At 68.1% G+C, this 24832-nt stretch carries 29 protein-coding genes; 16 read left to right on the top strand and 13 right to left on the bottom strand.

The features are described 5' to 3' along the window. Window positions 1-141: 141 nt before the first annotated feature. Entirely contained in the window at window positions 142-546 is a 405-nt protein-coding gene (locus L978_RS09945) for a hypothetical protein (protein ID WP_156118272.1), read from the top strand. 14 nt (window positions 547-560) lie between these two features. Here the strand turns inward: L978_RS09945 and L978_RS09940 are convergent, their stop codons facing one another. The 3 genes from L978_RS09940 to L978_RS09930 form a co-directional block, all read right to left on the bottom strand. Continuing rightward, the gene (locus L978_RS09940) at window positions 561-1307 is read right to left on the bottom strand and encodes an ankyrin repeat domain-containing protein (protein WP_047522901.1); all 747 of its coding nucleotides are present in this window, start codon (window positions 1305-1307) and stop codon (window positions 561-563) included. 105 nt (window positions 1308-1412) lie between these two features. Then, entirely contained in the window at window positions 1413-2036 is a 624-nt protein-coding gene (locus tag L978_RS09935) for a response regulator (protein WP_047522900.1), read from the bottom strand. Further along, window positions 2033-3214, bottom strand: a complete 1182-nt coding sequence (locus L978_RS09930; RefSeq protein WP_047522899.1) for a sensor histidine kinase — start codon at window positions 3212-3214, stop codon at window positions 2033-2035. Before L978_RS09930 ends, L978_RS09935 begins: the two co-directional genes overlap by 4 nt. A gap of 133 nt (window positions 3215-3347) precedes the next feature. On the opposite strand from L978_RS09930, the gene L978_RS09925 reads away from it, so the two are divergent. Continuing rightward, window positions 3348-3908 (top strand): GlcG/HbpS family heme-binding protein, encoded by a 561-nt coding sequence (locus L978_RS09925; RefSeq protein ID WP_047522912.1) that lies wholly within the window; start codon window positions 3348-3350, stop codon window positions 3906-3908. 118 nt (window positions 3909-4026) lie between these two features. Further along, window positions 4027-4641, top strand: a complete 615-nt coding sequence (locus L978_RS09920) for a class I SAM-dependent methyltransferase (protein ID WP_047522898.1) — start codon at window positions 4027-4029, stop codon at window positions 4639-4641. A gap of 4 nt (window positions 4642-4645) precedes the next feature. Here the strand turns inward: L978_RS09920 and L978_RS09915 are convergent, their stop codons facing one another. From L978_RS09915 to L978_RS09900, 4 genes are all read right to left on the bottom strand, one after another. Further along, complete coding sequence (locus L978_RS09915) at window positions 4646-4873, bottom strand: RNA-binding S4 domain-containing protein (RefSeq protein WP_047522897.1); 228 nt, start codon at window positions 4871-4873, stop codon at window positions 4646-4648. A gap of 96 nt (window positions 4874-4969) precedes the next feature. Continuing rightward, the gene (locus L978_RS09910; RefSeq protein ID WP_047522896.1) at window positions 4970-5788 is read right to left on the bottom strand and encodes a hypothetical protein; all 819 of its coding nucleotides are present in this window, start codon (window positions 5786-5788) and stop codon (window positions 4970-4972) included. A gap of 79 nt (window positions 5789-5867) precedes the next feature. Next, entirely contained in the window at window positions 5868-7184 is a 1317-nt protein-coding gene (locus L978_RS09905) for a sensor histidine kinase (protein ID WP_047522911.1), read from the bottom strand. Continuing rightward, window positions 7177-7854: a response regulator transcription factor gene (locus L978_RS09900; protein ID WP_047522895.1), complete on the bottom strand. Its 678-nt coding sequence runs from the start codon at window positions 7852-7854 to the stop codon at window positions 7177-7179. The genes L978_RS09905 and L978_RS09900 overlap by 8 nt, the downstream gene beginning before the upstream one ends. Window positions 7855-8071: 217 nt before the next feature. Here L978_RS09900 and L978_RS18925 point away from each other — a divergent pair, with 217 nt between their 5' ends. Further along, window positions 8072-8248: a hypothetical protein gene (locus tag L978_RS18925; protein ID WP_047522894.1), complete on the top strand. Its 177-nt coding sequence runs from the start codon at window positions 8072-8074 to the stop codon at window positions 8246-8248. 26 nt (window positions 8249-8274) lie between these two features. Here L978_RS18925 and L978_RS09890 read toward each other — a convergent pair whose 3' ends face one another. Beyond that, complete coding sequence (locus L978_RS09890; RefSeq protein ID WP_047522893.1) at window positions 8275-9657, bottom strand: LLM class flavin-dependent oxidoreductase; 1383 nt, start codon at window positions 9655-9657, stop codon at window positions 8275-8277. Between the two features lie 122 nt (window positions 9658-9779). On the opposite strand from L978_RS09890, the gene L978_RS09885 reads away from it, so the two are divergent. From L978_RS09885 to L978_RS09845, 9 genes are all read left to right on the top strand, one after another. Next, on the top strand, window positions 9780-11222 hold the full coding sequence (locus L978_RS09885) for an adenosylhomocysteinase (protein WP_052193528.1): 1443 nt from the start codon (window positions 9780-9782) through the stop codon (window positions 11220-11222). Continuing rightward, window positions 11219-12514 carry an amidohydrolase family protein gene (locus L978_RS09880; protein ID WP_047522892.1) on the top strand — a complete coding sequence of 432 codons (1296 nt, stop codon included), beginning with the start codon at window positions 11219-11221 and terminating at the stop codon, window positions 12512-12514. The genes L978_RS09885 and L978_RS09880 overlap by 4 nt, the downstream gene beginning before the upstream one ends. Before the next feature lie 31 nt (window positions 12515-12545). Continuing rightward, window positions 12546-12974 carry a cupin domain-containing protein gene (locus tag L978_RS09875; RefSeq protein WP_047522891.1) on the top strand — a complete coding sequence of 143 codons (429 nt, stop codon included), beginning with the start codon at window positions 12546-12548 and terminating at the stop codon, window positions 12972-12974. 58 nt (window positions 12975-13032) lie between these two features. Continuing rightward, complete coding sequence (locus L978_RS09870; protein ID WP_047522890.1) at window positions 13033-13881, top strand: ABC transporter substrate-binding protein; 849 nt, start codon at window positions 13033-13035, stop codon at window positions 13879-13881. Beyond that, complete coding sequence (locus L978_RS09865; RefSeq protein WP_047522889.1) at window positions 13878-14744, top strand: amino acid ABC transporter permease; 867 nt, start codon at window positions 13878-13880, stop codon at window positions 14742-14744. Before L978_RS09870 ends, L978_RS09865 begins: the two co-directional genes overlap by 4 nt. Continuing rightward, a complete protein-coding gene (locus tag L978_RS09860; protein ID WP_047522888.1) occupies window positions 14741-15478 on the top strand; it encodes an amino acid ABC transporter ATP-binding protein in 738 nt (245 codons plus the stop codon). Before L978_RS09865 ends, L978_RS09860 begins: the two co-directional genes overlap by 4 nt. Before the next feature lie 241 nt (window positions 15479-15719). Next, complete coding sequence (locus tag L978_RS09855) at window positions 15720-16505, top strand: MarR family transcriptional regulator (protein ID WP_156118271.1); 786 nt, start codon at window positions 15720-15722, stop codon at window positions 16503-16505. A gap of 109 nt (window positions 16506-16614) precedes the next feature. Then, complete coding sequence (locus tag L978_RS09850) at window positions 16615-17088, top strand: hypothetical protein (protein ID WP_156118270.1); 474 nt, start codon at window positions 16615-16617, stop codon at window positions 17086-17088. Window positions 17089-17094: 6 nt separating this feature from the next. Then, entirely contained in the window at window positions 17095-17472 is a 378-nt protein-coding gene (locus tag L978_RS09845; RefSeq protein WP_047522885.1) for a hypothetical protein, read from the top strand. A gap of 65 nt (window positions 17473-17537) precedes the next feature. Here the strand turns inward: L978_RS09845 and L978_RS09840 are convergent, their stop codons facing one another. Then, window positions 17538-19283: an alkaline phosphatase family protein gene (locus tag L978_RS09840; RefSeq protein WP_052193526.1), complete on the bottom strand. Its 1746-nt coding sequence runs from the start codon at window positions 19281-19283 to the stop codon at window positions 17538-17540. Between the two features lie 80 nt (window positions 19284-19363). On the opposite strand from L978_RS09840, the gene L978_RS09835 reads away from it, so the two are divergent. Next, on the top strand, window positions 19364-19984 hold the full coding sequence (locus tag L978_RS09835) for a hypothetical protein (RefSeq protein ID WP_047522884.1): 621 nt from the start codon (window positions 19364-19366) through the stop codon (window positions 19982-19984). Between the two features lie 25 nt (window positions 19985-20009). Here the strand turns inward: L978_RS09835 and pnuC are convergent, their stop codons facing one another. The 4 genes from pnuC to L978_RS09815 form a co-directional block, all read right to left on the bottom strand. Next, window positions 20010-20720, bottom strand: coding sequence for a nicotinamide riboside transporter PnuC (gene pnuC, locus L978_RS09830; protein ID WP_047522883.1), 711 nt, complete (start codon window positions 20718-20720; stop codon window positions 20010-20012). A 2-nt stretch (window positions 20721-20722) separates the two neighbouring features. After that, a complete protein-coding gene (locus tag L978_RS09825; RefSeq protein ID WP_047522882.1) occupies window positions 20723-21250 on the bottom strand; it encodes a GNAT family N-acetyltransferase in 528 nt (175 codons plus the stop codon). A 124-nt stretch (window positions 21251-21374) separates the two neighbouring features. Continuing rightward, window positions 21375-22583 (bottom strand): hypothetical protein, encoded by a 1209-nt coding sequence (locus L978_RS09820; RefSeq protein ID WP_047522881.1) that lies wholly within the window; start codon window positions 22581-22583, stop codon window positions 21375-21377. A 39-nt stretch (window positions 22584-22622) separates the two neighbouring features. After that, complete coding sequence (locus L978_RS09815; RefSeq protein ID WP_047522880.1) at window positions 22623-23540, bottom strand: DUF808 domain-containing protein; 918 nt, start codon at window positions 23538-23540, stop codon at window positions 22623-22625. A 155-nt stretch (window positions 23541-23695) separates the two neighbouring features. On the opposite strand from L978_RS09815, the gene msrB reads away from it, so the two are divergent. Together msrB and msrA are read left to right on the top strand one after the other, a co-directional pair. Beyond that, the gene (msrB, locus tag L978_RS09810) at window positions 23696-24172 is read left to right on the top strand and encodes a peptide-methionine (R)-S-oxide reductase MsrB (RefSeq protein WP_047522879.1); all 477 of its coding nucleotides are present in this window, start codon (window positions 23696-23698) and stop codon (window positions 24170-24172) included. Continuing rightward, window positions 24169-24714, top strand: a complete 546-nt coding sequence (gene msrA / locus L978_RS09805) for a peptide-methionine (S)-S-oxide reductase MsrA (RefSeq protein ID WP_047522878.1) — start codon at window positions 24169-24171, stop codon at window positions 24712-24714. Before msrB ends, msrA begins: the two co-directional genes overlap by 4 nt. Window positions 24715-24832: the final 118 nt, after the last annotated feature.

Raw genomic sequence — 24832 nt, 5'->3', positions numbered from 1 at the left:
TTTTGCCCGCACACGGCGCATAGACCCAGTTGTGGGGGTGCGCACGTCGCCGCCGATCACGCTGACTGAGCACCAATATCTTGCGTGAGCGCACGCACGAATGTTGACCGCTGTCTGCGTGTCTCTCGATCCAGTCTCCCCATGACTATGCTCCCCGCCAGCGGTGCCGCTGCCACGTCCCCGTACCTGGTGTCAATCGGCAACATCCACGCCTCTCAAGAGTGGGTGGTGACGCCGTCGGGCAGCTGGCCGACCGGCACGGTGAACGTGACCACGCAGGATCAGACTGCGACCACAACACACACCCCCGCGTGGGCGATCGTGATGGTGATCCTGTTCATATGGGTCTTCTTTCTCAGCCTGCTCTTCCTGCTCGCGAAGGAGATCCGCATCACCGGCTTCGTGAACGTGACGATTTGGGGGCCCAACGGCCAGTCTTACACCGAGAACGTGCCCATCTGGAACACGGAACAACGCCTCGACACCTTCCAACGCGTCACCTACCTGCAAGGCGTCATCGGATACCAGCGCGCCCGTCAGTCGTAGGGCCTGAGCAGAGATCACCCCAGCATTCTTGCGATCTCGGTATGTCCGCGGTTCCGTGCGGTGTCCTGAGCGGTGCGCCTCTGGAAGTCGGCGATGCTGGTGTCGGCCCCCGCTTCGATGAGGAGGCCGACGACCTCGACGTAGCTCGCTGAGCCGTCTCCGAAGAGTACGGCCTCGAGCAGGGCGGTCCATCCGAGGTCGTTCACGTGGTCGACCGGGACCCCCGCGGCGAGGAGGATCCGCACGGTTTCGGCATACCCGTGCTCGCTGGCCGGAATGAGTGCAGTTCCGCCGAAGCGATTGGTCGAGGTGACATCCGCGCCGTGCCGGATCGTCGCCTCGAGGATCCGGTCGTAGCCCTCCGCGCCCGCGTAGAGGAATGCGGAGTCCTCGATGTCGTCCTTCGCATCGGGATCGGCGCCCGCCTCGAGCAGCTGGATCGCGGTGTCCGCGCTGTTGCTCTTGGTCGCGATCACGAGCGGTGTGCGGCCGGAGGAGTCGCGGGTCTCGAGGTCGGCGCCGGCGTCGATCGCTTCCGTGATGGCGGCATGATCGTCGCGAGCGACCGCGTCGAACAGGGCAGTGGTCGCGGCAGCCACCTCACCAGCCGACGGGCTCGGCGAGGCATCCGCAGACGGCGACGCGGTCGGTGCGTGCGGCGTGACGGACACCGCAGGGGCTCGTTCCGGCGTGCACCCGACGAGCGGCACTGCGGCGAGCGTGAGGATGATCAGAGCGGCGTGGGGCCGGCGAGCGGGCATGGGATCTCCTCGGGTGGGTGAAACGCGGTCTCCTTCCAGCCTCGCCGACGACGTGCCGGCACGAATCAGCCGTTCGATAGACATCTGCTCACGGCGCGTCGGCGGTCAGATGCGGACGATGCCTTCCCGAACGGCATGCGCGATAGCCGCGCCGCGATTGTCGACGCGCAGCTTCGTGTAGATGTGGTGGAGGTGCGACTTCACCGTGCCCTCACTGACGAAGAGCGCATGTCCGAGTTCTTTGTTGGAGTAGCCGCGCGCGAGGAGCTCGAGCACCTCGATCTCGCGCGCGGTCAGCGTCTCGTCCGGCTTCTGTGTGCGTCCGAGCAGGCGGGTCGCGATCGTCGGTGAGAGCGCGGAAATCCCGGCGGCGGCGGAACGGATGGCGGCGAACAGATCGGCGGGGCGTGAGTCCTTGAGGAAGTAGCCGGTGGCGCCCGCTTCGATCGCCCGCACGATGTCGGCATCGGTGTCGTAGGTGGTGAAGACCAGCACGCGAGTGCCGGGCGACTCCGCTCTCAGGCGCGCGGTGAGATCGATACCGGAGATTTCTGCTCCGAGATCCAGGTCCATCAGCACGACATCCGGCGTCTGCGTCGCTGCGAGCCGGATGACTTCGTCGACGTCTCCCGTCTGCGCCACCACGCTCAGGTCATCCTGGGTGTCGATCAGTCCTGCCATCCCGTATCTCAGCACCGGATGGTCGTCGACCAGCATCACGCGGATCATCGCTCGTGCTCCGCGGTGCGCGGGGGAAGGGGGCTCGACGGAACGGTTGCGGAGATGATCGTGCCGTTCCCCGGGGAAGACTCCACGTCGAACGTGCCTCCCGCTGTGGTCGCGCGCCAGCGCATCGCGCGCAGGCCGTAGCCGCGGTCGGCGCGGCCTGCGGCTTCGGGGTCGAATCCGATGCCGTCGTCACCGACGTCGATCCCGATCCTGGCCTGGTCGAAGGTCAGGGTCACGATCACCCGATCGGCGTGCGCGTGCCGGACGGCGTTCACCATTGCTTCCTGGGCGATCCGGAGCAGTGCGTGCGCCTGTGGTTCCGAGATCGCGTGATCGGTGCCGATCACGTGCAACTCCGCGCCGAGTTCCGCTGCGGACTCGGCCAACGCCGATGCCAGGGAGTGTTCGGCCAGCCGTGTGGACGAGAGGCCGTGCACGACCCGCCTCGTTTCGACCAGGTTGGCGCGGAGGACGTCCTGCGCACGGATCGACTCGGGTGATGCCCCGCCGTTCCGCTGCTCCTCCGCCTCGAGGAGCAGCAAGGCGCTGGCGGTCCCCTGCACCACGGTGTCGTGGAGTTCGGCAGCGAGGCGACGTCGTTCGGCTTCCCTCCCCGCCTCGCGTTCGGTCGATGCCAGCCGCGCCTGTGTCGTCTCCAGCTCGGTGATGAGCGCACCGCGGGCCGCGTGCAGGCGTTCGAGCGCCGCGTACGCGAGCGTGAGGATCCCCCCGGCGCACAGGGGGCCGAACAGCATTCCGATGTCGAGCCAACCCGACCATCGGTAGAGACTCACCCCGACGGCCACGACGATCATGACCGTGAGCGCGAGGGCCCATGCTCCGGAGAAAGCGCGACGGGCGGCGAAGAACAGAGGGAGGGCGCACCACGCGAAGCTGGGAGCCGCGACCACCAGGACGATCCAGGCGGCGATCGCGACCGCCACGCCGACGCGCCGGCGAACCACGCTCGGCTCTCGGACCCGACCGGCGAGGTAGGCGAGCCAGGAGATCGACGCGCCGATGAGGACGAACACCCCGACCTCGTCGAGGCCGTGGTTCACCACGTACCGTGACCCGCACACGACCAGGAGCACCGCGAAGGCCACGTCCACGGCGATGTCGATGGTCGACATCTCGACGGGCCGCGTCGTGGAGTCCGAGGAAGGCGCAGGGGTCATGTCTCCCACGATTATCCGCGCCCCGGCTGAGTGCATCATCCGTTCGATAGATCCTGCGCTGGCTGATCGGTCGATGTGGCGGCAGTCACGGCCTCGAAGGATGGAAGAGCACATCCACCGAAAGGACCATCCCATGACCACTCTCCGCCCCCGTTCCCTGTTCACCGCCGTCGGGGCGGTTTCCGCCCTGCTCCTCCTGGCCGGATGCACGGCCGCCACGGAATCGGGCCCGACAGAACCCGCAGACACCGAGACAGCAGTCGTCACCGTGACCGAGGATGCCGTTGTCACCCCGTCACGTCTGACGGCCGAGACCGCGATGGTCGCCGCGCAGGCCGCCCTCGCCCAGTGCCAGGCCGACGGGCTCGGCTTCGTCAGTGTCTCGGTCGTCGACCGATCCGGGCAGCTGCAGGCGTTCGTGCGCGGGGACAACGCCGCGGCGCACACCATCGAGGCTTCGCAACAGAAGGCCTACACCGCGGCGGCCTTCGGGACCGACACGAGTGACCTCGTCGCTCGCGCCGACGCCCTCCGCGACCTTCCCGGCACCCTCTTCCTGGCCGGAGGCGTCAGCGTGAAGGTCGGTGACGCCTCCATCGCCGGCATCGGTGTGGGCGGTGCGCCTTCCGGGGATGCCGACCAGACGTGCGCTGCCGCCGGACTCGCCGCGATCAGCGAAGACGCCGAAAGCTGATCCGTTCGTGTCGCCCACCCACCCGAGGCCGGGCGGCACGAGGTCGGCGCCGTTCCCGGAGCCGCCCGCTACCGTGGGTGTCGACGATCCGGACGACCCGGTGAGGGGACGAACATCCATGCCGGAGAACACCGGGAGCGACGGCCGCATCCGAGAGGGCTACTCCGCCCGCGCGGGGGAGTACGCGGAACTCTTCGGCGACATCGACCAGATGGATGCCGGCGACCGCGAACGCATCGCGAACTGGGCGGACGGGATCGACGGACGCCTCCTCGACGCGGGGTGCGGTCCCGGCCACTGGACGGCGTTCCTCGCCGCGCGAGGCCACGCGGCGGAGGGCATCGACCTCGTGCCGGAGTTCATCTCCCTCGCGACCGCCCGATACCCGGGTGTGCCTTACCGTGTCGCGTCGTTGGCCGAGGCCGACCTCGAGGAGGGCTCGCTCCGTGGCGTGCTCGCCTGGTACTCGTTGATCCATGCGAGCCCGGGCGAGCTTCCGTCGCTCCTGGCGGCGGTGCGGTCGGCTCTCGAAGACGGAGGGGCACTGCTCCTCGGCTTCTTCGACGGCCCCGACGGTGAGCCGTTCCCCCATGCCGTGACCACCGCGCACTACTGGAGCGTCGACGGGATGTCCGCGCTGCTGGAAGAGGCAGGTTTCTCCGTGATCGACAGCGAGACCCGCGTGCCGACCCGAGCACGCCCTCACGCGTCGATCAGCGCCGTCGCGGTCTGAGGCGTCAGGGGCGGACGCGGACCGTGCGGCCCTCGAACGAGACCAGGTCCCCATCGCGCAGCTGGCGTCCGCGGCGGCGATCCACCTCGCCGTTGACCCTCACATAGCCGTCGATGATCACTTCCTTGGCGTCACCGCCGGAGTCGAGGAGACCCGCGAACTTGAGGAACTGCCCCAGGCGGATCACCTCACCGCCGATGGAGATGTCGTCGATCGGTCCGGAACTCGTCATCCCTGAATGCTAGTCGTGCGGCAATCGTTCGAATCGCGCACACGGCTCGATGTGGGCACCGGATGAAGCCATGTGCGCGATTCGAAGGGGGCTCGATCAGTCGAGGTCGGTCCCGACGACCGCGAAGTCGGCGCTGAAGTCGATGTCGACCGAGCGATTGTCGGAGGTGAGGACCGAGGCGTCATAGGGGCTGGTGTCATCCCCATCGACGTCGAGATCCGTGATCGTGCCCTCGGCCTCCTCGAAGGCTGCGGCGACGAGGGCGCGGATGGTGGCGTCGTCGAGAGTGAGCGTGGGCCCGGTGTCGTCGCCGTCCGCGGCGTCGGTCGCGATGACGGATGCGGCGAGGTCTTCGGTGACTCGCACCTCGCTCTCACTGCCGTCGGAGGCCGTCAACTGCACCTCCCAGGTCCCGTCGCGCTTCGCGTCGATCGATGTGACCTCGCCCTCGGCGGCGCCGCGCGCGGCATCCGCGACGTCGATCAGCTCATCGGCCGAAGACGCGCCGATACCGGTCGCGGGACCCCGGTCGTTCATCCGTGCGTCGTCGCGCTCGCCGCGGTGCTCCTCATGGCGACCGTCGTCGTGGTGGCTGTCATCGTGGCGACGGTCGTCGGAGATCGAGGGGCGGTGATCGTCGTCGAACTCATCACTGATCGCGGCGCCGACGGCGATACCGCCGCCTGCGAGGACGACGGCTGCCGCGATGCCGCCCCCGATGAGCAGTGCGCGTGTGCGGCCCGACCTGGGAGCGGATGTCGCCGGAGCGGCGACCGGATCGGCTGCGGGGAACGTCGGGTGCTGCCCGTCGCCGACGGTCGGAGCGGCGGACTCCGGAGCCGGGGACACCGGAACGGTCTGCGCATCCGGGGTGCTCTCGGGTGTCTGGTCGGGGGTGGGGGTCTTGTCATCCATGACCCGATGGTCCCCCGGAGTCGCTGAAGCCATCCTGAAGCGACCTGAAGACCTCTTCAGGATCGACCACCCCGGGCGTTCAGGGCGCGACGGGCAGTGCGAGCACGAAGCGGGCGCCGCTCCAGCGCGAGTCGTCGACCATCAGCGTCCCACCGGCGGAGACGGCGATGCCGCGGGCGATCGCAAGCCCCAGACCGCTCCCGCCGGCGTCTCGGCTGCGCGCTTCGTCGAGCCGGACGAAACGTTCGAAGATCCGCTCCCGCTCCTCGAGGGGGACCCCGGCGCCATCGTCTTCGACCATCACGAACACGTGCCCGTCCGCGGGGACGACACCGATGGCGACTCGGCCGCGACTGTGGCGGACGGCGTTGTCCGCGAGGTTCCGCACCAGTTGGCCCAGGAGACGGGGGTCCGCGTGCACCCGGGCCGCGGCGATCCCCGAGCCGTCGACGTCGAGTCCCGCCGCGCGCAATCGGCGCACCTCGCCCAGCGCGATGTCATCGAGGTCGACCGCTTCGCCGCGTGTGCTCGCCCCCTCGTCGAGACGCGCCAGGAGCAGCAGTGACTCGACGATGCCCTGCAGCCGGAGTCCCTCCTCCGACACCACCTCGGCCAGTTCGCCGATGCTCGTCACCTCCGGGTGGGCTTGCGCGAGCTCGGCGTGCTGGCGGATGGTCGCGAGCGGCGAACGCAGCTCATGGGAAGCATCGGACACGAAGCGTCGTTGTGCGGTGGCGGCGGCATCGAGGCGATCGAGCATGCCGTTCATGGTCGTCGCGAGTGCCGCGATCTCATCGGCCGTCTCGGGCACCGGCACGCGCTGGTGGAGGCGCTCGGCGGTGATGCCGTCCACTTCTTCACGGATGCGTTCGACCGGACGCAGCGCGCGACCGACGACGAGCCACGTGGTCACCGCGACGAGCAGCAGCAGGAGGGGGACGGCGATCGCCAGCAAGGTCGCCACCGTCGCGAGGGTCTCGGCGTCGTCGTCGATCGCGACGGCGAGCACGAGCGTCCGGTCATCGTCGAGCTCTTCCGAGACGACGAGCACCGGGTCACCGTCGACCGTCGTCGTCTGCGGGTCATCGTCGAGGGGAAGCGGTGTGGAGCCCAGCTTCTCGCGGGCGTCCTCGCTCGCGGCGCGGACGGAGCCATCCGGTCCGATGAGCTGCAGGATCTCATCGTCGAGAGCGTCGATGCCCCGGCCGCCCGGTCCGCCCGTACGGTCGGAGAGCTGCTCGAGACGCTGCTCCGCGGCGCGCACGGTGTTCTCGTGCATGCTGCTGCGCAGGACACCGTAAAAGGAGAAGGAGCCGATGAGTAGGGCGACGGCCACGACCACCGTGGCTCCGAGCGTGGTCCTGCCGCGCACGGAGCGCCAACTGCGGCTAGCCACCGTCGGCCGCCAACCGGTACCCCGCACCGCGGATGGTCTCGATCGCCTCGCGTCCGAACGGTTTGTCGAGCTTGCGGCGCAGATGCCCCACGTACACCTCGACGATGTTCGGGTCCCCGTCGAAGTCGTCATCCCAGACCCCCTCGATGAGGGCACGTTTCGACAGCACCTGGCCGCGGTGACGCAGGAGGTATTCGAGCACGGAGAACTCCCGCGCAGTCAGTGCCACCGGGGTGTCGCCTCGCCAGACACGATGCGCGGCGGGGTCGAGGCGCAGGTCCCCGGCCTCGAGGATCGCCGGGCGCGCGACGGCACCGCGCCGGACGAGGGCGCGCAGGCGTGCGACGAGGATCGCGAAGGAGAACGGCTTGGTGACGTAGTCGTCGGCCCCGGTCTCGAGCGCTTCGACCTGATCCCACTCGCCGTCCTTCGCGGTGAGCATCAGGACGGGCGTCCAGTTCTCTTCGGCGCGTAGCGCCTCGCACACCTTCCACCCGCTCATACCCGGCATCATGAGGTCGAGCACGATCGCGTCGTACCGGGTCTCCCGCGCACGCCAGAGCCCGTCGACACCGTTGTGCGCGACGTCGACGGCGAACCCCTCGGCCTCCAGGCCACGGCGCACACCCTCGGCCAGACGCACCTCGTCGTCCACCACCAGGATCCGCATTCCTCCAGTGTGGCCCGTCGACGCTGAATCGCGGCTGAAGCGGCCTTCCCTGATCCTTTCGAATCGCGCAAATGGTTCGATTTCGGCGCCAGATGCGACCAGTTGCGCGATTCGAAAGGATTAGGAGAGCACCCGACGCAGCGTCGCGCTCCTCGCCGCTGCGGGGCACCTGCACGACCTGCTCGTCCGCCCAGGTTCGACTCCGTAGGCTGGAGACATGACGAAGAACATCTGGACCATCCTCGGCGTCATCCTCGCCGTCGTGATCGCGTGGTGGATCGTGAGCGCGTTGTTCTCGGTCCTCGCGTTCATCTTCAAGCTCGCGATCGTCGCGGTCGTCGCCGTGGTGGTCTTCCTCGTGCTCCGCGGGATCTTCAGCCGCAGCGACGACTGACGCACTCCTGCCCGTGAGCCTCCGCGTCAGGCCCGGGCGAACTCCCCGACCCGGTACTTCGCGGCACGGTGCGTGTCCTGCACCCGGTCGCCGCGACCGTGCAGCTTGTTGCGGAGGGTGCCCGGCGCGTACTCCTCCGGGTAGGCGCCGCGTTCGCGCAGCACCGGGATCACGTGCTCGATGATGTCCTGCCACGTGCCGGGGGTGACCGCGTAGGCGAGGTTGAAGCCGTCGATGTCGGTCTCGTCCACCCAGGACTGCAGTTCGTCGGCGATCTCGACGCCGGACCCGACGATCGTGGGGCCGAGGCCGCCGATCGCGTTGTGTCGCCCGAAGTCCCCGACGGTCCATTCGCGGCCGAGGTCGGCCTCCTCCTTCAGGTGCTGCAGCACCGACTGGATCGCGTTGGACTCGACGTTCCCGACCGGCTCGTCCTCGGCGTACTGCGACAGGTCCACGCCCATCCATCCCGACATGAACGTGAGCGCACCCTCGGGGCTCGCGTAGGAGAGGTACTCGGCGTGCTTCGCGGTCGCCTCTTCGCCGGTGGCGGCGGTGATCACGGTGAGCAACGTGTAGATGCGGGCGTCGTACCGGTCGCGGCCCGCCGCTTCGAGGGCATCGCGGATGCGCTTCACGGTGCCGGCGAGCACCTCCTTCGAGGGGGCGGCGACGAAGATGGCCTCGGCGTTCTCGGCCGCGAACTTCACTCCGCGCGGACTGGCGCCGGCCTGGTAGATCACCGGCGTGCGCTGCGGTGACGGCTCGGAGATGTGGATGCCCGGCACGCTGAAGTGCTTGCCGTCATGCCCGATCGGGTGCACCTTGGCCGGGTCGGTGAAGATGCCGCGCTCGCGGTCCTCGATCACCGCGTCGTCCTCCCACGACCCCTCCCAGAGCTTGTAGAGCACCTCGACGTACTCGTCCGCATGGTCGTAGCGGTCGTCGTGCGCGAGCTGGTCCTCCTGGCCCATGTTCCGCGCGGCGCTGGGCAGGTATCCGGTCACGACGTTCCACCCCACGCGGCCCTGTGTGAGGTGGTCGAGTGTGCTCAGCCGGCGCGCGAAGGGGTAGGGGTGCTCGAAGGCGGTGCCGGCGGTGATGCCGAATCCCAGGTTCTCGGTGACGGCGGCCATCGCGCTCACCAGCAGGATCGGGTCGTTCACCGGCACCTGGGCGCCGTTGCGGATCGCGGCCTCGTTCGTGCCGCCGTAGACGTCGTAGGTCCCGAGCACGTCTGCGATGAAGATGCCGTCGAACGTCGCGCTCTCCAAGAGCTTCGCGAGGTCGGTCCAGTACGAGAGGGTGTTGTACTGCCGCGACCGGTCGTCGGGATGCCGCCACAGCCCGGACGACTGGTGGGCGACGCAGTTCATGTCGAAGGCGTTGAAGCGGATCTGACGTGTCATGCACCCATGAAAGGCGAACGGCGTGTGCGAATCCAGGGCGTCCGACACGCACGGACACATTCCGGTCCGCAGGACCGGCCCCTCTGGCATGCGCTCTCCTCCGCGGGCTCTACCCTTGACTGGTGACCGACGACATCTCGACCGCCCAGCGTCTGGTGCGCCGATTCGCCCGTGAGACCAACCTGCTCGTGTCCGGTCGGGACTTCTCGGTCGTCGGGGCGGGTCCGGTGGCCGATGCGCTGCGATCCCTCCTCCCCGCCCTCGGTGCGCGCCTCGGAGACGGCGGCGTCACCTTCGCGCCGGGGGAACCCTGCGAAATCCTGTTCGACGGCCGGCCCCTGCCGGCACGGGAGACCGCCGAGGACCGCGTGGACGCGGCCGGACGGCACATGTCGGTCGCCACTGCTCTCGCCACGCGCCTGCGCGACGCCGGCACGGTGAGAAGCCTCCGGATCGGCATCTCGATGGTGCTCGAGCCGAAGACCGCCCAGCTCGCCCTGCTGCTACGGGACGCCGGAGCCACGGTGGCCGTCTACGCCCACCCCGACGAGATCGACGTCGAGGTCGCCGATGTGCTGCGCAGGCGCGGGATCCCGGTCGACGGAGACCCGGCCCTTTCGGGTGCCGCCGAACGCGCTGCCGCCGTGGCCTTCCTGCGCCGCGGCTTCGACCTGCTGCTCGACGACGGCTCGCACCTGATCCGCCTGGCGCACGAGGAAGGCTTCGCCGCCGACCTGCGAGGAGCGGCGGAGGAGACCACGAGCGGACTCACCCCCCTGCGGCTCATGGAGAGCGAAGGAGTGCTCGAGATCCCGGTCATCGCGGTCAACGATGCCCTGACCAAGACCTCCTTCGACAACCGGTACGGCACCGGTCAGTCGTGCGTGTTCGCGATCGCCGATGCGCTGGACGCCGTCGGGATCGACCTCCGCGACCAGCCGGCCGTCGTCGTCGGCTACGGCCCCGTCGGCGAAGGCGTCGCGGCGCACCTGCGCGCCCTCGGGGTCGACGTCGCCGTCACCGAGACCGACCCCGTCCGCGCGTTGCGCGCCGCCCACGACGGATTCCGTATCGGCCGCCTGCGCGACCTCGCTCCGGGCGCGCTCGTCGTCTCGGCCACCGGGGCCCCGCACACGATCGACGCCGAGGTGCTGCGCGCTGCGGCGATCGTCGCGGTCGCCGGGGGGGTTCCGCACGAGGTCGACCTCGACCCTGCCATGCTGCGACCGTACACGGGGGAGAACGGCCGGGCCTCGAGTGCCGTCGAACGCGCCGTTGACGGAGCACTCGTGATCGCCCGGGCAGGCTGTGTGAACCTGTCCGCCGGTGAGGGCAACCCCATCGAGATCATGGATCTGTCGTTCTCGGTGCAGCTCTTCGCCGTCGGGCACCTGCTCGCGCATGACCTGCCGCCCGGGGTGCATCCACTCGCGTCCGAGGCCGACACCACGATCGGAGCCGCTGCACTCGCAGCCCGTGGTGAGCGCATCGACCAGCGCAGCCCGGCGCAGGTCCAAGCGCAGCGGGAGTGGCGCTCGCCACGGTTCCGAGGAGAGTCCGCATGAGTGCCGTCACGGTCTATTCAGCAGGACTCGTGGTGCCGATCACCGCGCCGCCGATCGTCGATGGGGCGGTCGCTGTGCGGGAAGGCCGGATCATGCACGTGGGGGAGCGCGCCTGGGTGCTGCATTCCCTCGCGGAGCGCGGCATCGACGCCGACGAGGTGCACTGGCCGGGTGTCCTGACCCCCGGCCTCGTGAACGCGCACACCCATCTGCAGTACACCGGCATGGCCTCGGTCGGAAGCGGGCAGTACGACGGCTTCGAAGACTGGGTGCGCGCGTTCGACCCCGTGTACGAAGGCGGACGCGACTGGGCCGTCGATGCCGCTGAGGGAGCGCAGCAGGCATTGCGTGCCGGCACGACGGCGCTCGCCGACGTGGTGACCGACCGGTCGGCGGCGACCGCTCTGCACGACGCGGGGCTGCATGGGATCACCTACTGGGAGGTGATGAGCTGGACCAATGCCGACTGGGCGCGCACCGGACGTGCGCAGGTCGAGCAGGCGCTGGACGCGCTGCCGACCCCGCCCGGGACCGGCCTGTCGCCACACGCCCCGTACTCACTGGACATCGAGCCGCTCCTGGAGATCCCCGACATCGTGCGCGAGCGCGGCGGGCGCATCCACATCCATCTGGGTGAGGCCGCATTCGAGAGAGAGTTCGCGCACGAGCATCCGCAGGCGTGGCACACCGCCGGGCTCGCCAGCTTCCAGGAGCTGCGCAAGGCCGGATTCGGCACCAGCGCGACCGAGTTCGTCGACCAGCTCGGCGTGCTCGGACCCGACTGCCACATCGCGCACGGTGTGTACATGAGCGCCAGGGATCGTGCGATCCTGCGCGAGCGCCGCACGACGGTGGCCCTGTGCCCGAGGTCCAATGCCGTCATCGGACTCGAGGAGCCCCCGATCGCCGCGTACCTGCGTGAGGGTAGCCCGATCGCGGTGGGGACCGACTCGCTGTCGTCGAGCCCCTCGCTCGACGTGCTCGCCGATGTGGCCGAACTCGCCCGCATCGCCCGGTCGCAGGGATACACCGACCGTGATCTCCCTGCACGCCTGCTCGGCGCGGCCACCCTCGGCGGCGCCCACGCGATGGGCATCGACGTCGGCCCGGACCGCACCGGCTACCTCGCCGTGGGTGCGCTCGCCGACCTCACCTTCTTCGACGTGCCGGCCGGACCGGATGCCGTCGCGGAACTCGTCGACCACGGCGCCGGCCGCACCGCCGCGACCGTGGTGTCGGGCGAGGTCCGCTACGCGATCGACAGCTTCGACCGTCCGGCGGTCGCCCCGTGACCGTACCCGCATCCGAACCCGGAGGTGTCGCGTGACACAGCGCCCCACGACCGCCGAGCGCCTCGACCTCGCGCCGCATCCCGAGGGCGGATGGTTCCGCCGCACGTGGACGAGTCCGCTTCCGGTCGAGACCCCGAACGGCCCGCGACCCGCGGCGACGTGCATCCACTACCTGCTGCGGCCTTCCGAGCGCAGTGAATGGCACGTCGTTACCAGCGACGAGCTGTGGCTGTGGCACGGTCCCGGCCGACTCGAGCTCCGTCTCGGCGGAGATGCGGCAGAGCCGGGCGAAGCCACCGCGATCGTGCTCGGTCCCGACGACGCGGCGCAGGTACTGGTGCCCGCCGGCGTCTGGCAGGCAGCGCGTCCCCTGGGTGCCGAGGAAGTCCTCGTCTCGTGTTTCGTGTCCCCAGGTTTCGATTTCGCGGATTGGCGACTCGCCGCATCGCCTACTCTGTAAGGGCAGACCCGTCCTGCCTCGCAGCTTCCTCCTCACCCTTCCTCGCACTGGAGTCATCGTGCCCTTCGCTCCCTCCCTCCGCCGTGCCGCAGCCGCCGCTGCTGCCACCGTCCTCGCCGTCACTCTCGCCGCCTGTGCCTCTCCGTCCGCCGACACCGGCGACGGTGGCGACTCCGGTCTGCAGACCGTGACCGAGGGCAAGCTCACGATCGCCACCGGAGAGCCGAACTACGAGCCGTGGTTCGTCGACGACGACCCCTCCAACGGTGAGGGCTTCGAGGGCGCGGTCGCGAACGCTGTGGCCGAGCAGCTCGGCTTCGCGGCGGATGACATCGTCTGGGTCCGCACGACCTTCGACGGCGCCATCGCTCCGGGTCCGAAGGACTGGGACATCAACCTCCAGCAGTTCTCCATCACGGACGACCGCAAGAAGGCCGTGGACTTCTCCTCGCCGTACTACACGACCACGCAGGCGGTCGTCGCGGTCGGCGGTTCGCCCGCGGCCTCCGCGACGACCATCGACGAGCTCAAGGCCACGACGGTCGGCGTCGCGAGCGGCACCACCAGCTACACGGTGGCCAAGGAGCAGCTCGGCGAGGCGAACCTCAGCGTCTTCAACTCGGTCGACGACGTCGTGCTCGCGCTCAAGGGCGGCCAGATCGACGCGATGATCACCGACCTCCCCGGCGCCTTCTACGTCGTGGGCGCTCAGCTCGACGACGGTGTCGTCACCGGCCAGTTCGCCGACGCGAACGGCGGCGACGACTTCGGCATCGTGCTGCCCAAGGGATCCGCACTCACGGCGGATGTCACCGAGGCGGTCGACGCCCTGCGCGAGAACGGCACGCTCGACGAGCTGCAGCAGAAGTGGCTCAGCGACGCCGTCGACGTCCCCGTCCTGAAATGACCTCGACCTCCGTCGACGCGGAGTGGCAGCCGAGCGAACTCGAGCTGTCACGCCGCGTTCTGCGGCGACGGGCGACCACGCGTTCCGTCCTGATCGCGCTCCTCAGCAGCATCGTCCTCGTGACGGTGCTGCTCCTCGTCGTGGTCAACACCCCCGGCTGGGCGGTCGTCAGTCAGACGTTCTTCGACCCGCAGGTCGCACTGGAGAGCATCGGGCCGATCTTCCAGGGCCTGCTCGTCAACCTCCTGGTGCTCGCGATCGCGGTGGTCTGCGTCGCGATCTTCGGCACCCTCCTGGCGACGATGCGCTCGTTGCGCGGACCGGTGTTCTTCCCGCTGCGCGCGCTCGCCGCCGCGTACACCGACTTCTTCCGCGGCATCCCGCTGCTGATCGTGCTGTACCTGGTCGGCTTCGGCATCCCGGCACTGATGATCTTCCCGCGCATGCCCGCGATGTTCTGGGGCACGATCGCCCTGGTCCTCACCTACTCGGCGTATGTCGCGGAGGTGCTCCGCGCAGGGATGGAGGCGGTGCACCCCTCTCAGCGCATCGCCGCACGATCGCTCGGGCTGACGCACGGGCAGACCCTCCGCATCGTCGTGATCCCGCAGGGCGTCCGCAAGGTCGTCCCGGCGCTGATGAACGACTTCGTGTCGATGCAGAAGGACGTGGGTCTGATCTCGGTCCTCGGTGCCGTCGACGCCGTCCGCGCCGCCCAGCTGATGGTCGCCGAGACCTACAACTACACGCCCTACCTCGTCGCAGGGCTCATGTTCATCATCCTCAGTTGGCCCATGATCCGCCTGACCGACATCGTGACCGCTCGGATGAACAAGCGCGAGCAGGCCGGAGGAGTCGTATGAGTGTCCCGGTGATCGAGGCCAGGGGTGTGCGCAAGCGCTTCGGCGATCATGACGTGCTGCGCGGCATCGACCTGTCGGTGGGCACACACGAGGTGGTCGTTCTGATCGGCGCATCCGGCTCCGGCAAGTCCACCCTGCTCAAGACGATGAACCTCATCGAGAACATCGACGACGGCCAGATCTTCCTCGTCGGCGAGGACATCACCGACCCGCGCGTGGACGCCGACGGGGTGCGGGCGCGGATCGGTGTCGTCTTCCAGCACTTCAACCTCTTCCCGCACTTGACCGTGCTCGACAACGTCACGCTCGCCGCCGTCCGGGTGCACGGCATGCGCAAGGCGGAAGCCCGTGCCAAGGCGCGCGCGCTCCTGGAGACGCTCGGACTCGGTGCCAAGGCCGACGAATACCCCGACCGGCTCTCCGGTGGCCAGCAGCAGCGGGTGGCGATCGTGCGCGCGGTGCTCACGCAGCCCGAGGTGCTGTTGCTCGACGAGATCACGAGTGCGCTCGACCCGCAGCTGGTGGGTGAGGTGCTCGACCTGGTGCGGGAGCTGAAGCGTCAGGGGGCGACGATCGTGATGGCGACGCACGAGATGTCGTTCGCCCGCGAGGTCGCCGACCGCATCGTGTTCCTCGAGCACGGCGTCGTCGTCGAGCAGGGGCCGCCGTCGCAGGTGTTCGACGCCCCGCAGGAGGCCGCGACTGCGGAGTTCCTCGCTCGCGTGCGGCACTGACGCGCCATCCTCGCCCCGCTGATCAGACGAGGATCGGACCGGCGGCGATGGGAGAATACTCTGCAGTCGCACCGCCCGCGCTCGCGGCTTGTCCGAAGGTACGGGAAAAGGCTCGCAGGTCGCTGTGGCTCACGTCCGACCCCGACGGCGGTCAGACGCGGTCGGTGCGGAGCAACCGACGAACGATGGGATGAATGGGGAAGGGCGGTCGACGGTGGACGCGGCGGCGCGCGCTCAGGCTATGCAGCTTCTGGGGCAATTCAACGACCAGATCACACGAACCATCGACGGGGTGTTCGGGACGCGATGGGCGGAGATCGAGGAGATGCTCGCGATCATCACGCTGTCTGCGGAGCGCGTCGTCACCACGCGGAGGCTTGCGGAAACCAGCGGACTCGGTCGACGAAAAGTGTCGCGACTGGTGCTCAGGCTGCAAGCGGACGGAGTGATCGGTACGCGACGCTCGGTTCGGGATGCGCGTGTGATCGAAGTGTTTCTGACGGCGCACGGACAAACGAGATCTGACGAGCTCCGAGCGCAGATCACTGAGCTCTTCCGTGACAGCGGATCGATTGCCCGGAGCATCAGTAGCGGACTCGGTCCACCGGCAGCGGGGATCGAGAAGGCCGCGTCGACAGATGTTCTCGACCTGCTCAGGCGCGTGTGCGAAGCGGGCGCTGCGCTCGTCCACCACATGCCGGCGGCTGCGATGAAGGGTAGGCTCGCGGCGAGGCAACGCGCCGGGCTCGTCCTGATCGCTTCCACGCCAGGTGGTGTCCGGCTCTCTGCCCTGGGACCTGCGCTCGAGGTGACACCCGCGGGAAGGTCCTACATCGCGGATCAACTTCTCGCGAAGGGATTCATCCGGCGATCCCGGGGATCCATCCCCGGGGACAGGCGCGCCGTCGTCCTCGAGTCGACGCAGTCGGGACGGGATGCTGTCGCCGCTGTTGCTGCGGGGATCGAGACGCACAGCGAACGTCTCTCTTCGCTGTTCGCCGAGGTGGCGTCCTTCCGGCCGTCGTAGCACGGTATCTCGTCGACAGACGAGATCGATGCGCACTATTTCTCTCAGGCTATCGACACCTGCCGTGTTTATCAGTATTGTCCTGAAACACGACCGGAGAGAGGTGGACATGTCCAGAGAAGAACACGCTCGCGAAGGCGTGCAAGTAGTTCTCGCCGACGATGAGGTGATCGATGTCGCCGTGGTGATGCCACGGGGGTCCACGAAGTCAGGAGTGATCGGGGCCGCACTGGGAGTCGGCTTCGGTGGCGATAACCAAACGGCGTGGGGTGTGGCGGGCGGCATGCTCGCGCAGCGCGCCCACAGTGCGTCGATGGGCAGCTACCCGTCGATCGTCCTGGCCGTTTCGCCGACCAGGCTGTATGTGCTCGGCCGACGTCGCACAGGAGTCGTCGGCGGATGGAAGGACCTCGCCCTCGTTGCACATATCGACCGCGCCGACTTGACCGTCCACACGCGCCAGAGCGGCACGGTGAAGGTGATCGAACTCACCGATGACACCACAGGGAACGTCCTCGAATTCGAGGCTCAGAACATCGGTGGTCTCGGTCTCAAAGACTTCCTCAAAGAACTCGGAGAGTAGGAGATCATGGCTGACATTTCGCGTCCCGGCGGAGTGACCTTCGTCGCTGTCCTCGCATGGATCTCCGCGGTGCTCCAGATCGTTCTCAGCATCCTCCTCCTCGCGGGGGTGCTCGCCGTATCCTCTGTCTCGATCCCCTCGACGTGGTTCGCGCTGGTGATCGGGTTCGTCACACTTCTCGTGAGCTTCGGGTTGTTCGGGGGACGGAACATCGCTCGGGTGATCGTCACCGTGTCTCTTGTCCTCAGTATCGTCGGCGCGGTGCTCCAGGCGGTCGTCCATCAGGACGCGAACGTCCTGGTCGGCTCGCTCATCACCGTCGTGCTCGCTCTGGTCGGGATCGTCCTGCTCTACACGGCTCGCGCGAACAGATTCTTCCGCTGACGTCCCATCCGTGATCGGAGGGAATCGCGTGGACATTCGTCCCTCTCAGGCGGCGCTGACCGACCTCAGTCGCCGACGCCGAAAAGGCCCTTCCCGAACCTGTTGATGTCGCGGTACGCCTCTGCGTAGGTCGACGGAGCTTTCGCTCCAGGGCTATAGCGAGCCAGCAACAGACCCGACAGCCCGATCGCGGGAGCGGTCAGCGGGCGGTGCTTGTGTGTTGTCGCGGCTGCCATCGCATCATCTTCTTCGGGGTTTCGCCCGGCATACAGAGCCTTCGGTGCGGGCCACGTATACGGCTGCCGCGGCTCGGTCAGGTTGATCGCGTTGAAGATGGGATTCGCGGTCTGATCGCGCATCGTCAGCGGTGGCAGACCATGCTGGCGGCAGAGGGTGTTGATGATCGATCCGTGGTGCATCTCGTCATGGATCACCGTTCCCGCCGCCGTGTACGCACTGACCACGAGCGCCGGCACGCGCAGCCCGAGCCGATCGAAGCCGAACCCCATCTCGCCTGGCCCTGTTCGGTCCGGGGGCGTCGCACCCGGTGGTGGCACGTGATCGAAAGTTCCCCCGTGCTCATCGAAAGTGACCACCAGCGCGGTGTTCAGCGCGTTGGAGCCGTTCTCGGAAGCGCTCGTCCGAATCGAGTCATAGATCTCCTGCAGGAGCCGATCGCCAGCTCTGACATCGGAAAGAGCGCTGTTGTACACCGGCACCTTCTCGCCGGCCTCGTCGACTTCACTCTCGCGGACCGTCTCGCCCCACGGTGGATGCATGTCGTTGTGGTTGAAGACCATGCGGGGTTCGATGAAGCTGTATGCCGGCAGATCACCGTTGCGCACGTCCTCGTGGAACTGCTCCATGTCGCGAAAGTTCGTCTTCCAATAGGGCTGCAGAACCGGTGCATGCAACAGGCCCGTGAGGGACACGAGCTGCGATCTGTCGTAGTAGACGCGCCAGGGTATCCCTGCATCCTGCATCCGATTGAAGATCGTCGGGGCAGGGGGGCCGTCGAGCCACTTCTCGTATCCATCGCCGCCGTGATTCGTGACGTAGCCGTGCGATGTCGATGCATGGAAGAAGAGCCGATTGCAGAACGTCTGCGAGGGCACCGCCGCGTGCCACGCATCGTAGACGGCGAACTCTCGAGCAAGTGTCGAGAGGACGGGCATCATCGCGGGGCTGAACCCGCCCATGACCACGGCATACTCGTCCGGGCGAGGGCGACGGCCCTTCTCATTCTCGAAGTTGATGCAGTAGTCCCGTACGAAACCGCTATTCGTGGCGAGAGCGCCGACGGGGGGCGTGTTGAACGGCGGAATCAGGCCGTTCGCGCGGATGTCCGCATTTGATTCGGGGTCGACGATGCCGAAGAGTTGCGTGTTCACGTGCGGGTAATGCTCACCCGGGTCTGGTTGGGGGGACTGCATGATCGCATCGGTGGACCCCTCGTAGAGGTGGGCGGCGACGTCTTCCCCGTCCAGGCCCTCGTTCGAGTAAGAGCCCTGCGGGATCCCGTCGAACTCGGCGCGGGTCTTCTCCTCGCTGCTGTACAGGTGTCCGAGCATGTTGTCGAAGCTGCGGTTCTCGAACATGATCACGACGACGTGATCGAAACCTGGAGCGGATCGCAGCGGCAGCGGCGAGAACTCCGGTGGATTCGCGGTCGCTGCCGCAGTGACGGCGGCGCCAGCGGATGCGCCCATCGCTGCACCCGCGATACCGATCCCCGCGCGACGGAAGAAGTCACGCCGCGAAGGTCTCACCGACTCTGCGGCGGCGCTCACGTCGTCGGGCGAGGGCGTCATGGGGCCGACTCCTTACATCTCGTTGATCGATTCCACTCCATCTCCGGGCGTGACCGCAAGGGTTTCGCTATGGTCGAGCCATGCCCGCAGTTCTGGAGTTCGACGCGAACGCGCGCTACGGGGCCGCCCTCGTGGGGGTGCTGTTCGCCGGCTATCTCAGCGTCTCCACCGACTACAGCGCCTTCGTGCAAGCGACGAACTATGCCGGTGTCCTCGGCACCGACATCCCTGCTGTCGACCTCTTCGAGTTCCTGCTCACGCTCGGCCTCTTCGTCACCGCGTTCTGGATCTTCCCGACCTCCTCGGCACGCCGGCTGGCGGCCGTCACGCTCACCTGCGTGGTCCTCTTCCTCTGGGCGACGATCGGGATCGAACGCGGAGTCGGGAACGTCGTCGAACCTGCCGGTCTGTGGGTCTTCCTGCTCGATCAAGGGTTGGTCAGTCTGCTGGTCGGCCTCGGAGGGTGGCTCATCGTGCGCGCACGGAGCTTTGCCACCTACGCCGTGATGCTGGTCGTCTTCATCCCCCCGATCATCAGCAGGGCGCTCATCGACAGTTCGGTCACCTCCGGATCGTTCACGCTGGCGAAGATCGCCGCAGTGATCGTCCTGGGCATCGGCGGCGCGTGGCTCGCGGCACTTGCCGACCGATGGAAGCGCCCGCGCGACGGCGACAGGGAGCCGAACGCCGTTCGTCCGTGACTCCGCGGGGTGCTCGACGAAGCACTTAGGCGAGCTCGTCCTCCGGCCGTCGAGGACTCGGGTCGGGCGGCAGGATCTCGATCGGATGCGCGGCGGTGCGCTGAGCCCGCCACCAGATCACGAAGCCGATCGCGGTGAAGACGCCGTAGAACACGTACATGAAGCCGGTCGCGTAGTAGCCGGAGCTGAACAGCAGTGGTACCCCGACCACGTCGACGGCGATCCAGACCAGCCAGAACTCGGTCCAGCCCTTGGCCATGCCGTAGGTGGCGAGCAGGGAACCGACGAAGGTCCAGGCATCGGCCCAGACCGGCTCCCACGATCCGAGCAACCGGAACAGCGGGGTCAGGGCGACGGTGCCGATGATCATCACCAGGACCATGCCGATGCGCGCGCTCGTCGGCGCCCAGCGCGGCACCACGCGGCCGCCGTCGAGATTCCGCCAGCGGATCCAGCCGTAGACGGCCACGGCGATGAACATGATCTGCCGTCCGGCCTGCCCCAGCAGGTGCGGCAGCGAGGGGTCAGGGCTCAGGGCGGAGCCCAGGAAGACCGTGAGCAGGAGCAGGTTGCCGATGATGCCGACCGGCCAGGCCCACACCTTGCGGCGCATGCCGCCGAGGGCGCTCGCGAGGCCGAAGGCGTTGCCCACGACCTCGCGGACGAGGAGCGTCTGCCCACCCGGCAACACCCACTGGGAGTTGAACGCCTCGACGAACCACTGCAGCAGGTTCATCGTCAGGGTCCTGCGTCAGGATCGGGGCGATCGTCGAGGACGAGCTGGAGCATGCTCAGATCGAGCCAGCGCCCGAACTTGGCGCCGACCTGCGGCATCCGTCCGACTTCGACGAAGCCCAGCCGTTCGTGCAGGGCGATGGATGCGGCGTTCGCACTCTCGATTCCCGCGATCATCACGTGCATCCCCGCAGCTCTGGCGCGTTCGACGAGTGCGGCCATCAGGGCGGTGCCGATGCCGCGACCGTGCTGACCACCGAGAACGTAGACCGAGTGCTCGACGGTGAGCCGATAGCCGCTGTGCGGTCGCCACTGCGCGTAGGACGCATAGCCCAGCACGCCGGAATCGTCGACGGCGACCAGGACCGGATAGCCGTGCGCGGTGCGGTCGGCGAGCCAGGCGGCGCGGTCTTCGAGGTCCACCGCCTCTTCGTTCCAGATCGCGGTGGTGTGCACCACGGCGTGGTTGTGGATCGCGGTGATCGTCTCGAGATCGGCGGTCTCGGCATCCCTGATTCGCACGGCTGTCATCGGCGGGCGGTCTCTCTTCTTCTGCGCTTCGGGTGCGCATGCTGCGTCGGCGCTTCGGGGCGCATCGCCGACGCTAGCAGGATGCGAGGACCACGGATGCGTCGCAACCGAACAGTTACGCCCGTCAGCGCGACGGTGTCGTGTCGATCGCATCGCGCACGAGGATCGCGCGGCGCATGTCGACCATGATCGGGTCGAAGAATCGCTCGCGGTAGCGAGTCTCGCTGACGGCGGAGAAGACGAACGGGAGGGCCGCGATCACCGCGAGGATCGTCGCCACCTTGAGGAGGTTGACGGTGAGCGGCAGCGTCGCCCCGAAGAACTCGAGAGGCTGGACCGTCATCGGCTGTGTGGCGCTGCCGGGCCCGAGCCAGAGGCCGACGAGCCCGGGGGGAACGGTGATCGCACCGATGACGATCAGCAGGGCGGCGAGTAGTCCGGCGAAGAACAGCGCCTGCACCAGTTGTGCGACGGTCAGGGCGAGCAGGATGTTGATGCGCTGCGGCGCGCGCAGCCTTCGCGGAGCGCCGGGGGCGACCGGGCGTCCTTCGGCGGGCGTGCCGATGAGGAGGGCCGTGCGCTGTTCGTCCGACGGTGTCTGCGCGTCGTCCTCGATCTCCGAGGCGGCGACCCGCAGCACGACGATACCCGCCAGCACCGCGACGACGAGGGTGAGCAGCGCGATCGATCCCCAGGACATCGCCGAGGCCATCTGCCACACCTCGACGGAGAAGAAGGAGAACACGACGAGCATGAGGATCACCGGCAGCGCGATCGAAGCCATGTGGCCGATCGCCGATGCGTTGCGCACCGCGAGGCGGGAGGCCCAGGAGATCATGGCACCGCCGCCCATGCCGGTCACCAGGATGCAGAGGCCGAGCACCAGGAGCGTGCGGAGGATGGGGCCGACCGAGGCGTCCGGCTGTTCGCTGTAGCCGGTCACGATCGTGAAGGCGAGGCACCCGGCGATCACGACGAGTGCGGCCGCGGTGCCGATGCCGACCGGGAGGCGGCGCAACAGGGCGCGCACGAGGAAATAGGCGGCCCAGGCGAGACCCGCCGCCAGCATGAAGATCACCAGTGCGACGAGCAGCATGAAAGCGGCCACCTCGGGGTACTCGTCATCGATGGCGAACTCGATCACGAGCTCGATCCCGTCCTGGAAGAGGTACGCAGCCACGGCGACCCAGGCGATCAGCGGCGCCACGCGTCGGGGCAGATCCGTGAACCAGCGGCGCAGCGGGACGAACGTCGGGAGGCCCTGCTCGCGGAACCAACGGTCGGCACCGCGCGACGCGTTGCCGGGCTTCGGCGGGTGCGGGGAGGCGGACATGGCGTCGAGGATACGGCAACGGCGATGCCGGAGTACCGCTCAGACGTGCAGGTCGGCGGGGGAGGCCTCGCCCTCGTGGAAGTTGGGAGTCTTGCCGAAGAGCCGGGCGATGCCCAGGACGATCCCGACGATCACCAGCCCGAGCGCGAGGCCGGCGATGGCCGACACGATCGTCTCGACCACCCAGACCACGAAACCGCCGAACGGCTCCAGCGCATGCTCGATCCCGTGCAGCACGTCGACCGGGAAGTGCCAGCCCACCTCGCCGAGGTTCACCAGCACGAGGTGACCGCCGACCCAGAGCATCGCGACCGTGCCCAGCACGCTGATGAAGCGGAACACCGCGGGCATGGAACGCACGATCCTGGTGCCGGTGTGACGCACGCGCTGCACCGGGTTCTTCGCCATCTTCAGGCCGATGTCGTCGATCTTCACGAGCAGTGCGACCGCGCCATAGACGACGCCCGTCATCAGGAGGGCGATCACGGCGAGGATCGCCAGCGTCGCCCAGATGTCGAGCCCCTTGTCGAGGCTCGCGAGAGAGATGAGCATGATCTCGGTCGAGAGGATCAGGTCGGTGCGCACGGCGCCGAGCACCAGCTTCTTCTCGTCGCGGGCGCCCTCATCGGCGTGACCGTGCTGCACCCCGAACCATTCGAGCACCTTCTCGGCGCCCTCGAAGCACAGGTACGCCCCGCCGAGGATCAGCAGATACGGCAGCACCCACGGCGCGAACGCGGTCAGCAGGAGCGCCGCCGGGATGATGATCAGGAATTTGTTCGCCAGCGACCCGAGAGCGATCTTGCCGACGACGGGCAACTCCCTGGCCGGTGTGAGACCTTGCACGTACTGCGGGGTGACCGCGGCGTCGTCGATCACGACGCCGGCTGCCTTGGCCGACGCCTTCATCGCCGCGCTCAGGATGTCGTCGACGACGGCGAGCAGTCCAACGGACATGGGCGGTTCCCCTCGAGAGGTTGCGGTGCGGAGGCAACTCTATCGATACGCCCGAAACTCACAGCCCGTTCCCAGGGCTGCGGGACCAAAACGGGCCGCTCGTCGGTTCTCCTCTATGACGCCGCAGCCAGCGACGTCGGACAAGGAGTCAGATCATGTCGAACGACTACGGCAAGACCCCCGAGGCCGTCAGCGGCCTCAGCCCCCTGCAATACGAGGTGACCCAGCAGGACGCGACCGAGCCTCCGTTCCGCAACGCGTACTGGAACAACCACGACGACGGCATCTACGTCGACGTCGTCTCGGGCGAGCCTCTGTTCTCGTCCACCGACAAGTTCGACAGCGGCACCGGATGGCCGAGCTTCACCAAGCCGATCGATGCGGATGCGGTGACCACGCGGACCGACCGCTCGCTGTGGATGACGCGCACCGAGGCACGTTCGGCGGGCGCCGACAGCCACCTCGGGCACGTGTTCGACGACGGTCCCCGCGCCGAGGGCGGCCTGCGCTACTGCATGAACTCGGCGGCCTTGCGCTTCATCCCGGCTGACAGGCTGGAAGAGGAGGGGTACGGTCGCTACAGTCCCCTCTTCGCACACCCCACCACCGATTCTTCTGAGGAGCAGTCATGACCGACACCGGAACCATCACCCGCACGCCCGGGACCGAGACGGCCGTCCTCGCCGGCGGCTGCTTCTGGGGCATGGAAGACCTGATCCGCCGCCAGCCGGGAGTCCTCGACACCCGGGTCGGCTACACCGGCGGCTCGAACGACCATGCCACCTACCGCAACCACCCCGGTCACGCGGAGGCCGTGGAGATCGTGTTCGATCCGGCGAAGACGACGTACCGCGACATCCTCGCGTTCTTCTTCCAGATCCATGATCCGTCGACGCTGAACCGTCAGGGCAACGACATCGGGTCGAGCTACCGTTCCGCGATCTTCCCGCTCACCCCTGAGCAGGAGACGGTCGCACGCGACACGATCGCCGACGTCGACGCCTCGGGTCTGTGGCCGGCGAAGGCCGTCACCACGATCGAGCCCGCCGGTCCGTTCTGGCAGGCTGAGGAGGAGCACCAGGACTACCTGGTCAAGTACCCGAACGGATACACCTGCCACTTCCCGCGTGCGGGTTGGGTGCTGCCGAAGCGTGACGAGGCCGCCGCGGTCTGACGCGGACCTCCCCGGGAGCTGCCTGGAGCTGCCTGGAGCTGCCCGGTCGCCCACCGCGCCGAGACCCCCGCACCTCGCCGAGACCCCCTCCTGCTGACGCCAGCAGGAGGGGGTCTCG

It is taken from the genome of Microbacterium sp. ZOR0019 (assembly GCF_000800925.1).
Taxonomy (GTDB): Bacteria; Actinomycetota; Actinomycetes; order Actinomycetales; family Microbacteriaceae; genus Microbacterium; species Microbacterium aurugineum.
The sequence above is the reverse complement of the archived record's forward strand: the minus strand, read 5'-3'. Positions and strand labels throughout refer to the sequence as shown.